This is a genomic window from Microcoleus sp. S36b_A4, from assembly GCF_036700645.1.
GTDB lineage: Bacteria > Cyanobacteriota > Cyanobacteriia > Cyanobacteriales > Microcoleaceae > Microcoleus.
On the sequence record NZ_JAUBPI010000023.1, the window covers coordinates 17506 to 31580 of the forward strand.

The 14075-nt window shown below is 46.9% G+C and carries 8 protein-coding genes; 6 read left to right on the top strand and 2 right to left on the bottom strand.

The window, feature by feature from the left end:
- Positions 1–99: 99 nt before the first annotated feature.
- Positions 100–1605 carry a mannitol dehydrogenase family protein gene (locus tag QUA03_RS09765; protein WP_333211642.1) on the top strand — a complete coding sequence of 502 codons (1506 nt, stop codon included), beginning with the start codon at positions 100–102 and terminating at the stop codon, positions 1603–1605.
- Positions 1586–2329, top strand: coding sequence for an HAD family phosphatase (locus tag QUA03_RS09770; protein ID WP_333211644.1), 744 nt, complete (start codon positions 1586–1588; stop codon positions 2327–2329). The genes QUA03_RS09765 and QUA03_RS09770 overlap by 20 nt, the downstream gene beginning before the upstream one ends.
- A 68-nt stretch (positions 2330–2397) precedes the next feature.
- Here QUA03_RS09770 and QUA03_RS09775 read toward each other — a convergent pair whose 3' ends face one another.
- Positions 2398–3687 (bottom strand): NAD(P)/FAD-dependent oxidoreductase, encoded by a 1290-nt coding sequence (locus QUA03_RS09775; protein WP_333211646.1) that lies wholly within the window; start codon positions 3685–3687, stop codon positions 2398–2400.
- A 312-nt stretch (positions 3688–3999) separates the two neighbouring features.
- Here QUA03_RS09775 and QUA03_RS09780 point away from each other — a divergent pair, with 312 nt between their 5' ends.
- The 4 genes from QUA03_RS09780 to QUA03_RS09795 all read left to right on the top strand — a co-directional run bounded on the left by QUA03_RS09780 (position 4000) and on the right by QUA03_RS09795 (position 13958).
- Positions 4000–5496: a mannitol dehydrogenase family protein gene (locus QUA03_RS09780; protein ID WP_333211648.1), complete on the top strand. Its 1497-nt coding sequence runs from the start codon at positions 4000–4002 to the stop codon at positions 5494–5496.
- A 115-nt stretch (positions 5497–5611) separates the two neighbouring features.
- Positions 5612–10792, top strand: coding sequence for a PAS domain S-box protein (locus QUA03_RS09785; RefSeq protein ID WP_333211650.1), 5181 nt, complete (start codon positions 5612–5614; stop codon positions 10790–10792).
- Positions 10793–10813: 21 nt separating this feature from the next.
- Positions 10814–12256, top strand: a complete 1443-nt coding sequence (gene xylB / locus QUA03_RS09790) for a xylulokinase (protein WP_333211651.1) — start codon at positions 10814–10816, stop codon at positions 12254–12256.
- 121 nt (positions 12257–12377) lie between these two features.
- Positions 12378–13958: a glycosyltransferase gene (locus QUA03_RS09795; protein WP_333211653.1), complete on the top strand. Its 1581-nt coding sequence runs from the start codon at positions 12378–12380 to the stop codon at positions 13956–13958.
- Here the strand turns inward: QUA03_RS09795 and QUA03_RS09800 are convergent.
- Entirely contained in the window at positions 13921–14058 is a 138-nt protein-coding gene (locus tag QUA03_RS09800; protein WP_333211655.1) for a hypothetical protein, read from the bottom strand. The genes QUA03_RS09795 and QUA03_RS09800 overlap by 38 nt on opposite strands.
- Positions 14059–14075 lie beyond the last annotated feature (17 nt).

Here is a 14075-nt window from a genome sequence, read left to right on the forward strand (position 1 = left end):
TCGCAGTTTAAGACATTTGTGTTGCTTGTAGGTCATTGGGTATACCCAGACTGACCAATTTTCCTTTTACCCGATCACACTTATTTAATAAGAAGTCTCATGGTTAACTTACTCAGACCGCCCAGTGTTTCTTCAAGTTCTCGCTTCGGTACTGTAACTGGTTTGTGGAGGCAACAGTCTCTTTACGACAGGAGGGCGCTTAAGACTGGTATCGTCCATTTCGGGCCTGGTCGTTTTTTTAGGGGCCACCTCGCCTACATAATACATAACTATCTTGCACAGCAGGGTGCCCAAGAGCAGAGATGGGGGATTTGTGGGGTTAGCCTCAAGAGTCAACAGACCATTACTAGGTTGAAACCGCAGAGATTCCTTTACACTTTGACCAAACATTCTAGTTGCGCTCAAAATCGTGAGGAAGCGGAAGTTATCGGTTCTATCAGGGAAATAGTTAATGGTAGAGACAAGTGCGAGTATGTGCTTGAAAAGATGGCATCTCCTTCTGTGCACCTGGTGACTCTGACAATTACTCAAGGAGGCTACCACCTAGACAAGAATTTTAATCTCGACACAGCGAATGAAGACATCGCGCACGATCTGCAAAATCCTTCGACTCCAACTACTGCAATTGGTTTTATCGTAGAGGCGCTACGCAGACGACGCGATCGCAAAATGACCCCGTTCACCACACTTTCTTGCGACAACCTCCCAAGAAACGGGGATATCCTGCAAAAAGCAGTGCTAGCTTACGCTGAAGAGATCGATCCTCAACTTGCAGAATACATCAGGGATAACGCGGTGTTCCCTAATTCAGTGGTAGACAGGATTGTGCCTCAAGAACAGGAATCCGACTATAACTACCCCAGCCGACTCTTGCAGGTTCGCGATCGCGCACCCATTGTAACCGAACCATTTTGGCAGTTTGTCGTGGAAGACAAATTCACAGGCGATCGCCCCAAGTGGGAAGATACGGGGGTGATTATGACTAGCGACATCACTCCCTTTCTGTATATGAAGTCGAGATTCTTGAATGCAGTACACTCCTTCATAGCCTGTTTAGCTGTAAGAGCAGGTATAGAGTATATGCACGAGGCGATCGCCCTACCGGAATTCCACTTGTTTACTCGGCATCTCATGGACGATATCGCAGCAGCAACACCAGTGCCTCGCGAGATGTGTGAACAATATATGGAACAAGTGTTACTAAGGCTCAGTAACGAAGATATTCCCGATACTACTGAGAGAATCTCTTCAGAAACAGCGAGGAAAGTAGGCAAGTATATATTTCCGATACTTCAGGATGCCTATTGCCGAAAAGTCAGCATGAAGCGGATTATACTTCCTGTTGCGGCGTGGCTGCTTGCAGTCCGAGAAGAGGCGTGCGAGTCTGGTCAACCCTATCATGCCAAGGATACCCAAAGCGCAATTACAGCGATTCAAGAAGGCGCCGTAATTAGTGGGATTTTGGGGTTGGACAATTGCGAACACACAGAGGTCGTAGATAATGAATGCCAACAAGCTTTGCGAGATATCCAAACCCACGGACTATTGACTACGCTTAAGAATTACTGTGAGGGAGGTCTTTTAAATGAAACAGTTTCAGCATGATTTGGTGGTGCTTTTCGATCATGACGGAACAGTTGTTGACAGTGAAACCATAGCACTTAAGAGCGCATGGAGGCTGACAAATGAAGTGGCTCGTGAGTTCCCTGGCGCTCAACATTATGAGCTTGAGGACTTTGTTAAAAGCTTCGCCGGGAAACCCTACAGGGAAATACTCAAAAAGCTCTACCCAGACTCATCAACCAGTCTTAATGAGCGTGATATTGACTTTCTTGTGGCTGAAGAAGAAAAGAGAGCGATCGAACGGCTTACTGTAGAAGCAAAAGCGACGGTCGGAACGCCCCAAGTGCTGTCTTACCTGCGCGACGACGGAGTTGAATATGCGCTAGTAAGTAATAGCAGCTTACAGCGGCTGAGTGCTTGCCTTAGTGCTGCTGCCCTGACCGACTATTTCCCAAGCGAGCAGGTATTTAGCGCTCACAACTCTCTCCCTGTTCCGCGTCCCAAGCCGCTTCCTGACATCTACCTATATGCAGTGAAATGTCTGGACGCAGAAGTTTCCGATTGCGTGGCAATTGAAGATTCTATCAGTGGGGTAAGGTCTGCCGTTGCCGCCGGAATTGGGCAGATTATCGGTTATGTAGGGGGAACTCATATAAGCGAGGATGAACGAAAAAGCCGTGCAGATGCTCTTGTGTCGGCTGGGGCCGAGCAAGTTATTGATCGGATGCACGACCTTATCGGTCTATTATCACCAACCCCAGTGTAAAGACACGGGGCATCAGGCGATCGCTGGATGCCGTTAGTTAGGATGGTGAAAAATGGCGTTGCTGAATATCAAGAATTCTGGGCCATCGAATGCTTCACTTTATCAATCCAACCTTGGCTCAGACTCAACACCTGCGAATAAGACAAGTCCGTATCTAACACCAAATCAAACACAGACGGCTTAACTAAACGGGGAAACCATCGATGAAATAGCCTTCCTATCGTCAACCGCAAGAAAAACTCAACCACCAACAACTTAGTGCGAGGAAACGAATAATTTGATAACTCTTGCAAGGCATGGGCATCCGGGACTCGCTGCTGTGAAAACTGCGGCAAAACCTTCCCCCAATCATCCCCATACTCCTCCAACAATTGTCCCAAAATTAGCACATCTTCTAAGGAAGAATTACACCCCTGCCCAATCGAGGGAGACACCGCATGAGCAGCATCGCCAATCAGCAACACACTATCGCCCTCATGAAAGCGATCGCAGCGTACCGTTAGCACCTTTGCCACTGGACGCTTCAACAACGCTTCCGCTTCTTCCCACGACATCAACTGACCAAACAGCGGGAAATTTTCCTCAAAAAATGCCTTGACTTCTTCTTTCGTGGATAATCCTTCTAGGGGATTAGTCTGTGCATCAAAAATAATCACGCCATTCAACTGATCTCCTGGCTGGGGTACCATCAACATCCGGGTTTTATTATTCAAATTCCAGGCATGGATTTTATTCGGTTCTAACTCCACTCCAGCAGTCGGATTGAGCCGACTTAAAAACACCGATTTATAGGCATCTGGAACATAGCTTTGGGAACACGACAAGCCTGCATTCTCGACTAAATAGTCTCGAATTTGCGATCGCGCCCCATCGGCACCCACCAGTAGATCGTAGTGAACGGTAAAGCTATCTCCTTCTGAAGGTTTCAACATCACGGTTTTAGCCGTTCCATCCACAGCCGTACATTCACAGTTGAAATGTACTTTAACCTGATTTGGACTAGAGGTTTCGGTTAATTGTTTCAACAAAACCGTCACGAGGCGATTGCGATCGATTGTGAGAACCGGATTTTCACGAGGAATCCGTCGGGATTTGCCATTTTTCCGATAAATAATCGTCCCGTGACAGAACACACTTTGAGCAGCGATCGCCTCCTCTAACCCAGCAATGGCTCGAATGGCTTTTCTGCCCCGTTCCTGAAGCGAGAGCGGAAATGTGCGGTTTCCAAAAACATCAGTCAACCGAGGATCGGGACGACGTTCATAGATATCAATATGGTAGTTGCCCCGACGCAATAAATAATGTGCCAGTAACAGTCCAGCCGGACCCGATCCAATGATTACAACGTTTTGAACCATAGGGGTTTACCAAATAGGATGAGTTGATGTACCGAACTTTATTATGCTTCCCGGCAGAGCCCCGACTTCTGAATCAAATTGATTCAGGGCAATCAGGGTTTCAACAAAGAAGTGGGGGTCTGGGTGGTCTTTTTATCTGCGATCGGCAACCCCTGAAAAGTTAGATATTCTCAAGAATAGCTTGGGCGACAACTTCATCGGCGATCGGTTTTGCGATCGACTTGCCATGCAGATCCGCCAAAATATAGTCCACCTTTTTAAACCATCCTGCAATACTGATAATCAGCCGTCATCACAAGGTCATACATTAAGATGAACAGCAATACCAGCACAGACTCAACAATCAAGCTGAATCAAGCATCCCTGTCTCGTTTACCTGGAAACGTGCGCGTACCCAAGTACGATCGCCATCAAATTACTAATGGAATTGTGCATATTGGGGTTGGTGGATTTCATCGATCGCACCAAGCGCTCTATCTCGATGATTATTTCCATCAGAATCCTGGTAGTGACTGGGGAATCTGTGGGGTTGGATTGCTTGACAATGACTATGACAGGCGAATGCGGGATGCGCTTCTGCCCCAAGATTGTTTGTATACCTTAGTTGAGCGATCGCCTGAGAGCGATCGCGCTCGGATCATTGGTTCAATTACTCGATATCTATTTGCACCAGACAATCGTCAAGCAGTTATTGAAGCATTAGCCGATCCCAAATGCCGAATTGTTACTCTAACGATCACTGAAAGCGGCTACTACTACATTGAAGGAAGTGGCAATTTCGATGTAAACCACCCGACGATGCAGCACGATTTGCAACATCCTGACCAACCAATTGGGACATACGGTTTTTTGACAGCCGCACTCGAAAAGCGGCGTAAACAGGGGTTGGCACCCTTTACAGTCTTGTCCTGCGACAATATCCAGGGCAACGGCAACATGGTGCGGAAAATGCTAACTACATTTGCCCAAATGCGCGATCGGGATTTAGGAAGTTGGATTGCTGAACACGTTGCGTTTCCTAACTGCATGGTCGATCGCATTACTCCGCTGACAACCCCAGCAGATATCAAAATGGTGGCCCAACAGTTTGGTATTGATGATGCGTTTCCCTGCGTCGCGGAACCTTTCATTCAGTGGGTAATCGAAGATACCTTTTGTGCAGGCAGACCCGATTGGGAATCCGTTGGCGTAAAGATGACTAAGGATGTTCATCCCTATGAAATGATGAAAATTCGGCTGCTTAATGCCAGCCATATGCTGATTGGCTATCTCGGCTCTCTGGCAGGTTATAACTACGTTTATGAAGTCATGGCTGACCCTTTGTTTCAGCAAGCCGTTGCTAACCTGATGGATGAGGTGACACCTACGCTTCAACCCGTTCCGGGGATTGATTTAGACGATTATAAAAAAACTTTAATTGAACGGTTTTCTAATCCTAAAATTCGCGATCAGCTTCCACGCCTTTGCCTGAATGGATCGGCAAAAATTCCTAAGTTTGTTTTGGGATCGATCCGCGATAAATTACAACTTGGAGGTGCGATCGATTACCTAAGTTTGACGATCGCTGCTTGGTGTCGCTATCTCAATGCTTACGATGACCAAAACCGTCCTATCGTCATTGATGACCCTTTAGCAGACAACCTCACTCAACAAGCCCGCTCAGGTAAAACAGATCCCACTCCATTTCTCAGCCTATCTGAAATTTTTGGAGATTTAGTAAAGTCCCCACGTTTCGTCGAGGCTGTTGCTGACAAGTTGCGTAATTTGCATGAGTTTGGTTCTCAAGGAACGCTAGGCCGATTGTCGTAAGTACCATCTGCATCCGTATTGCCTCTGGCTAAAGCATCTATCTTAAGGTGGATTCTCCTGAGTGAGTCACTCAGGTTCAATGGAGAAGACCGTGTATGTATACGGATGAATCTTAATGAAGCGCGACGCCACAGGCAAGTTTCTTAGCAATTGGAACTCGGAGACGAAAGAACGAGTGAGCGTATCTCTCACTAATACAGCATGGCGATCGCTCGATAAAGAGGCTCACAGGCGAGGAATTTCTCGCTCTGAAGTCATTGAACGCTTTGCCCGCACTCTTGAAGGCGAACAGTTGTTCCCTGCCCAAGAAACTGAGGGCAAGGTAGCAATAATTCTGGAAAGCATTACGGATGCTTTTGTCGCCTTCGATCGCGACTGGCGCTACACCTACGTGAATGGGGCGGCGGCTCAAATCCTGCACAAAACACCAGAAGATCTACTAGGAAAGCACGTTTGGAATGAGGTTTTTCCTGAGCTAGTTGGTGCAATTCCCTATCGAGAACTCCATCGGGCAATGACGGAACAGGTTCCTGTTTCCTGGGAAGAATTTGGGGAATCTGTCCAGCGTTGGATAGAGGCGAAGGCCTATCCCTCGACTGCAGGAGTAGCAGTTTATTTTCGCGATATTACAGAACGCAAGCAAGCAGAGGCAGAACGAGAACGGTTATTGCACGAGCTTGAAATCGAACGCGCCCGATTTGAAGCCGTTTTGCGACAGATGCCTGCGGGTGTAATAATTGCCGATGCGGCATCCGGTAAGTTAGTTCTAGCGAACGAACAAACCAAGCAAGTTGTTGGGTATGACTATGAACAGTCGCTTGAGATTGAGGAATATGCACCCATTGCTCCCTTTGAAGCCTTTGGCTCAGATGGTCAGCTCTATGCCCCTCATGAGTATCCCCTGGCGCGATCGCTAAAAACCGGTGAGGTCGTTACCAACGAAGAGATGGAAATTCATCAAGATGATGGTAGCCGCGTCTTCATTAACATCAACTCAGCACCAATTCTAAATAGTCAGGGAGAGATTGTTGCAGCCGTTGTTATCTTCCAAGATGTGACGGATTACAAACAGGTTGAACAGGCATTACGAGAGAGCGAAGAACGCTTGCGATTGGCATTAACGGCGGCTCAGATGGTGGTCTGGGATATGGATTTGCCGACCAATCAGGTCGTGTGTTCTGCTAATGCTCTAGACGTTTGGGGTTTTCATGAAGGGACGGGAGAAGAGTTTGTTGCGCTCATTCATCCAGACGATCGACAACAGGTGCTCCAAGCGACGGTAGGGGCAATGGCTGGAGAACAGCCCTACGCACCGGAGTATCGGGTAATTTGTCCAGACGGCGTTGTGCGCTGGCTCAACAGTCAGGGACAAGTCTATCGGGATGAGACGGGGCAAGGAGTTCGCATGATTGGCGTTTCGGTTGATATTACAGAACGCAAACAGATCGAAGCAGAACGCGATCGTCTTTTAAAACGAGAACAAACTGCCCGACTCGAAGCAGAAAGCGAACGCAAGCGGTTGTATGAAATCCTGATGCAGCTCCCTGTCATGATTGGCATTTTGAAAAGTCCCGATCTTGTGTATGAATTTGCCAATCCAACCTATTTGCAAGGGACTGGACGCACTCCAAACATTATTGGTCAACCGATGCGGCAGGTTTTCCCAGAAGTAGAGGGGCAAATTTACTTTGACGTGCTTGAACAGGTTTATCGAACGGGAGAAACATTTATTCGGGAGGAGTCACCTACTTACTTGGATCGCAATGGCGATGGGGTGTTGGAAGAGGCATTTTTTAACTGTATCTTTCCGGCTTGGCGAGATGCTGAGGGAACCATTCAGGGCGTCTTAATTTATAACATGGACGTAACAGCCCAGGTGCGGGCAAGGCAACAGATTGAAGCATTACTGGCAGAACTTCAGCACAAGGAGAGACAGCAGCAATTTCTGATTGAATTGAATGATGCGATTCGTGCCATTCAAGACTCGAAGGAAATTATGTGGCGAGTGGTTAGCTCCGCAGGGCAACATTTCCAAGTCACTCGCTGTACCTACGGTGAAATTGATTCTACTCAGGAATATGTGATTGTCGATCGCGATTATTGCAATGGTGTAATCAGCATAGTGGGTAGACATCACCTAGATTCGTTTGGCCCTGAACTTATTGCTGAATTAAAGCAGGGCAAAACTATTGTCGTAGATGATGTCGATCGCGATCCTCGGACTGCCGGATCGGGGGCTGCTACCTTTGACGCAATTCAAACCAAATCTCTCCTATGTGTTCCATTGGTGAAAGAAGGGCGGTTTGTTGCATTGTTGGTGTTGCACCATGTCTCTGTTCGCCACTGGACGGAGGAAGATAGGATGCTGATGGAGCGAATTGCTGAAAAAACCTGGCTAGCCGTGGAGCGGGAGCGGGCAGAAGAGGAATTGCGCGAAAGTGAAGCTCACCTGCAACTGGCAGTAAGAATCGGACGCATGGGAACGTGGGACTGGGACATGCAGACTGATGCTTTGCTTTGGTCAGAAGGACACTTCACCATCCTGGGTCTACAACCGAATGAGTGCGAACCCACCTATGAAGTTTGGGCAAATCGGGTCCATCCGAATGACTTAGCAGAAGTTGAGGCGAAAGTTCAGCGAGCCATAGCTGAGAAGAAAGAGTATCACCATGAATATCGCCTGTGTTGGTCAGATGGCTCGATTCACTGGGTCGAAGCCAGAGGAGAGTTTACTTATGATTCTCAGGGAAATCCCAAGCACTCGATCGGAGTTGTCATTAATATCACAGAGCGCAAGCAAGCGGAAGAGGCGTTGCGTCAAGCCCTACAAAAGCTCAACTTCCATGTTGAAAACTCTCCAATGGCAGTTGTTGAATGGAATCGAGACTTTCGAGTCATTCGGTGGTCTGTTGGTGCAGAGCGCATTTTGGGCTGGAAAGCCGAAGAAATTCTGGGCAAATCTTTAACCGAGATACCTTTTGTCTTTGAGGAAGACCTAGAATCGGTGACTGAAGTCTGCCAACGGCTGGTCTATGGTGATGAACCCCATATTTTTTCATACAACCGCAATTACACCAACGATCGCAACATTGTGCACTGCGAGTGGTATAACTCCAGTCTCAGGGACGAATCGGGACGGATGATTTCGGTGTTATCGCTGGTGCTGGATGTGACAGAGCGGAAGTATGCCGAACAAGAACGAGAACAACTGTTAGAGCGCGAACGTATTTACCGTTCTCAGGCAGAAGCCGCACAGCGCCAACTGGCAACTATTTTTGACACGTCTCCGGTGGGACTTGCCCTGTTAGATGCCCAGCAGCGATTTATTGCTATTAATGAAGCATTAGCAGAAATTAATGGATTAACCCGCGAGCAACACTTAGGACATTCCATTTCAGAACTTTTTGGTCAATTCGATCCCCAAGTAGTTGAAGTCTTTCATCAGATATACACCACAGGAAATCCCTTCACTTCACCCAACTTTGCGGTGAATGTTCCCGGACGCAGCGATCGCCGTCCCGGCTATTACAACGTTTACTATCTTCCGACTGTTAACTTTAATAGCCAGGTAGAAGGCGTTCTAGTCTATGTGGTAGATGTGACGGAACGGGTGCAGTTAGAACATGCCCAACGCTTTCTCTCTGAGGCAAGTGCGGTGCTGGCATCCTCACTTGATTATCAAACAACTCTAGAGCGAGTCGCGCAGCTTACAGTGCCGGAATTAGCAGACTGGTGTACGGTTCACATGATAGAAGAGGATGGTGCGATCGAGCAGATTGCGGTTGCTCACATCGACCCTGCCAAACTGGAATGGGCATATCAGATGAGAGACAAGTATCCTCTGAACCCCGATGACCCTCGCGGTGCTGCATTGACCCTGCGAACTGGGCAATCTGACTTGCTGCCGGAGATTCCCGATGAACTGCTGGTACAGGCAGCGCGTGATTCAAAGCATTTGGAAATACTGCGGCAGGTTGGATTCAAATCGGTAATGACGGTGCCACTACGAACTCAGGCACGAATTCTAGGGGCCATTTCCTTTATCTCAGCCGAATCTGGACGACGGTATAGCTCAGCAGATTTGCAACTGGCAGAGGAATTGGCGCGTCGTGCTTCCTTGGCGATCGACAATGCTCAGTTATATCGGTTAGCTCAACGCGATCGTGCAAAAGCAGAAGCCGCTAACCGGATTAAAGATGAATTTTTAGCCGTATTGTCCCACGAGTTGCGATCGCCCCTCAATCCGATTCTGGGCTGGACAAAATTGCTACGAACAGGGCGACTAGATACCACAAAAACCCAGCAAGCGCTGGAAACGATCGAACGCAACGCCAAGCTGCAAGCCCAATTAATTGAGGACTTGTTGGATGTCTCGCGCATTCTGCAAGGAAAAATGACGTTAAACGTCGCTCCTGTGAATCTAGCGGCAATGATTGAGGCTGCACGGGAAACGGTACGACTAGCAGCCGAAGCCAAACACATTCAAATCCAAACTACATTTAATCCTATTTCAGGAACGGTTTCAGGCGATAGTAATCGCCTCCAACAAGTAGTCTGGAACCTCCTCTCCAATGCTGTGAAGTTCACCCCAACCGGAGGACGTATCGACGTGCAACTAGAGCAGGTTGGTATGTACGCTCAGATTCGAGTCAAAGATACTGGAAAAGGCATCCAACGAGAGTTCTTACCCCATGTGTTTGACTACTTCCGTCAAGAAGATGGCACCATAACCCGACAATTCGGCGGATTGGGATTGGGACTAGCGATCGTCCGTCATTTTACCGAACTGCATGGAGGAACCGTTCAAGCAGACAGCTTAGGACAGAACTTAGGGGCTACATTTACCATCCGGCTACCGTTAAACATCGTAGAACCGGAGCCCTCTTCTGATGACAGGCATCCAGAAAGTGCGGCAGACTTAGCAGGTATTCAGGTCTTGGTTGTGGACGACGATGCAGATATGCGGGAGTTAGCAGCATTCACCTTGATGCAATCTGGCGCACAAGTTGCCACAGCAGCTTCGGGGGCACAGGCGTTGACCCTCCTGAATCAATCTCTCCCGGATCTACTTTTATGTGACATTGGGATGCCAGAGATGGATGGTTATGCCCTGATTCGGCAAATTAGAAAGTGGTCCCCCCAACAGGGAGGCACGATTCCTGCGATCGCACTTACTGCCTATGCTGGGGAGATCAATCAGCAGCAAGCCTTAGCTGCCGGATTTCAGATCCATATCTCCAAGCCTGTCGAACCTGATGAATTGGTACAAGCGATCGCCCGTTTGCTAAGACACTAAATGATTTGAGGATTAGCTATCATGCTGCTTGGAATTGATTTAGGAACAGGCTCTGCTAAGGCATTGCTCCTAGCGACAGACGGAACCACTATAGGTGAAGGATCAACATCCTATCCTGTTCATGCACCCCAACCTGGATGGGCTGAGTCGGAACCAGAAGATTGGTGGTTAGCGGTTGCCTCGGCTGTTAGGAAGGCAGTGGGAAATCACGCTCAAGAGGTACAGGCGATCGCACTTTCAGGGCAAATGCACGGTGTTGTCCTAGCTTGGGAGTCGGGTCAGCCCCTGCGTCCTGCTATCCTCTGGGCAGATACTCGCTCTAGTGCCACGCTGAACACTTATCATTTGATCGATGCGGCTATTCTAGAGCGCTTGGGCAACCCGATTACGGCTGGAATGGCGGGCCCGACTTTGTTGTGGCTACGAGAACACGAGGCTAATGTCTACACCGAAGCGCGTTGGGCACTCCAGCCCAAAGATTGGCTGCGGTTACGCATGACTGGAGAAGTCGCAACGGAACCATCTGATGCTAGTGGTACTTTGCTTTACGATGTTGTGTCGGATAACTGGGCAGAGGATGCAATCTTAGCCCTGAATCTACGCTATGATTGCTTACCAAAAATTATCCCCTCTAGTGCGATCGCAGGCTACCTAACAACTATTGCTTCTGAGCATCTTGGCTTAAGAGTTGGCTTACCCGTTATTGCTGGTGCGGCGGATACGGCAGCGGCGGCACTTGGCAACGGGCTACTAGAGCCTGGTTTGGTTCAACTAACGATCGGCACAGGCGCTCAAATCATTACACCTCGATCGCAACCAATTATCGATCGTCATGGTCGTACCCATCTCTATCGAACCGCCCTACCTAACCAGTGGTACACCCTTGCAGCAATGCAAAATGCCGGGTTAGCGCTTGAGTGGGTGCGAGGTATCCTCGGCTTGAGCTGGCAGGAAGTCTATACTAAAGCGTTTTCTGTTCCCCCAGGATGTGAAGGGTTGACATTTTTGCCCTACCTCACGGGTGAGCGAACTCCACACCTTGATCCATATATACGTGGGGCATGGGTAGGGCTTGGACTTCATCACACACAGGCGCACCTGATGCGATCGGCTTTAGAGGGAGTTGCTTTTGCCTTGCGACAAGGTTTTGAGGCACTGGAGGCAACAGATTTTAAAGCGACAGAACTGCGTTTAGCAGGCGGTGGAACGGCAGAAATGCCTTGGAAGCAATTACTGACTGATGTATTGAGAATACCCCTCTATGCAACTACAGTTGCTGCGGCTTCCGCGCGTGGTGCTGCTCTACTGGCGGGTATCGGAATTGGCGTATACGCAGATGCTAATGACACCACCAAACTGGCAGCCACACCAATGCTTGCTGCCACTCCCCAATCAGTTGATCCAATCCTAGAAGAGGCTTGGTTTCGATATCAATCGCTTTATCCACGACTTAAAAAAACTTGATAGGAGTTATGCCTCAAGGAGGACGTGCTAGAACCTATCCACAATTTATTCTTAAGCTAAGACTCTTTAACATCAGTCAAATAAAATAACTAACTTTACTACAAGAGGAGGTAGATATTACATGAACATATTAGCTGGAATTAAGCTACCAAAATCAGCCGAGAGTTCGGATGTATATATACGGTGTAATGAATCTGCATCTATAAGCTACCAAGAAGATGACAAAAAAGTTGTTTTATCTCATGGTGGTGTTGTATCCTCAAATTCTTACTTTAATTCGTTTTACGAGAGATATTATACTCAATATACAACTCTTAGCTCTATCTACTATGTGCTAAAACTTGAAGGCGACTTTAAAGTTTGTGTTTACAGAGAATTTGATGGACAAAAAAACAAAGAAATAATTTCTGAAGAGAGCTTTGAGAAATGTCAATTCTCTGAGCCTGTAAAAATCTCACCAATAAATCTCCTTCAAGGCAAAAAAGCGGGCAGAATATATTTTGAAATAACTTGTTCTAGTGAACAGGGCGAATTTAAAGGGGCATGGATAGCAACTGATGAACGTAAAACTAGAGAAGTATCATTGGGGATTGTCATTTGCACCTTTAAAAAAGAGGACTTCATACAAAATACATTAACTGCAATTTTTCAAGATGAATTACTAGAAACTAAGGACTTTAAAGTATTCGTTGTTGATAATGGTAGAACTTTAGATGAAGCTGATTTCGGAAAGCCAAAACTGAGGCTAGTTCCTAATATAAATGCGGGTGGAAGCGGTGGCTTTACCAGAGGGTTGGTCGAAGCTTTAGAGGAAAAAAAATATTCTCACTTTTTGCTTATGGATGATGATATAGAGTTAGAAAGTGAATGTATTTATAAATTATTTCCTTTGTATGAATACGCCAAGTCTGATTTTGCTGTAGCCGGTGGACTGCTAAATTTACAGAAAAAGCATATGTTGTATGAAGCAGGAGCATCGTACAACGCCTATTCTAAAACTAGAGGATTTGGGCCTGGGGCATTAATTGCTTTAAATTATAATATCGATTTACGAGATTCTAATTCTCTCAACAGGTTGCTCAAGGAAGAAGATGTAGACTATGGCGGATTTTGGTTTTTCTCTTTTTCTAAGGAACTTGTTGAACAAACTCAATTACCGCTGCCTTTATTTATCAAAATAGATGATGTAGAGTTTGGTTTAAGAATAAAAGAGTTGGGCAATAACATTGTAGCTTTTCCATCAATGGCGGTGTGGCATCAACCAGCGGTGGCCAAGAATGTAAATTGGGAAAATTATTATTATATCCGCAATGATTTAATAGCTTATTCCATCCATTATTCTCCAGAATACATGGATGCAGTTCAGCATTTGACAAAAGTCATTCTTCAGGCTTTAGCAAAATTTGATTATAATCATGTAGAGATGGTTGTAAAAGCTTTTGAAGACTATCTAAAAGGGCCAGATTTTATCAAAAACTCTGATCCCGAAACCTTTCACATGAGCATTGTAAACCTTAGTAAAAGCTATAATAACCAAAATGAGGTAGATAAATTAGCTGGTACTAACCTTTTGACTAGGTGGTTTAAAGTTGCTGCTGAAGGTATTAATGAATGGTCATCCGTAAGTACACAATGGAAAAGTGCTTCAAAGGAAATGACATCTACTATATTTTGGCAGCAATACCTTGGGCTAAAGAACTAGAACTGAAAGCCTCCATTGGTTGATGGTTGACAGCTTCGACTGCCAGCAACTCAACAATCCACCACAAAAGCGCCTTGGGATTAATTGTGGTAGTTGACACTCCCCCGTAACAGCGTA

Bases quoted from the DNA above. Each gene is read 5' to 3' on its own strand.
- QUA03_RS09765 (WP_333211642.1), top strand. From the start codon at position 100: ATGGTTAACTTACTCAGACCGCCCAGTGTTTCTTCAAGTTCTCGCTTC.
- QUA03_RS09770 (WP_333211644.1), top strand. From the start codon at position 1,586: ATGAAACAGTTTCAGCATGATTTGGTGGTGCTTTTCGATCATGACGGA.
- QUA03_RS09775 (WP_333211646.1), bottom strand. From the start codon at position 3,687: ATGGTTCAAAACGTTGTAATCATTGGATCGGGTCCGGCTGGACTGTTA.
- QUA03_RS09780 (WP_333211648.1), top strand. From the start codon at position 4,000: ATGAACAGCAATACCAGCACAGACTCAACAATCAAGCTGAATCAAGCA.
- QUA03_RS09785 (WP_333211650.1), top strand. From the start codon at position 5,612: ATGAAGCGCGACGCCACAGGCAAGTTTCTTAGCAATTGGAACTCGGAG.
- xylB (WP_333211651.1), top strand. From the start codon at position 10,814: ATGCTGCTTGGAATTGATTTAGGAACAGGCTCTGCTAAGGCATTGCTC.
- QUA03_RS09795 (WP_333211653.1), top strand. From the start codon at position 12,378: ATGAACATATTAGCTGGAATTAAGCTACCAAAATCAGCCGAGAGTTCG.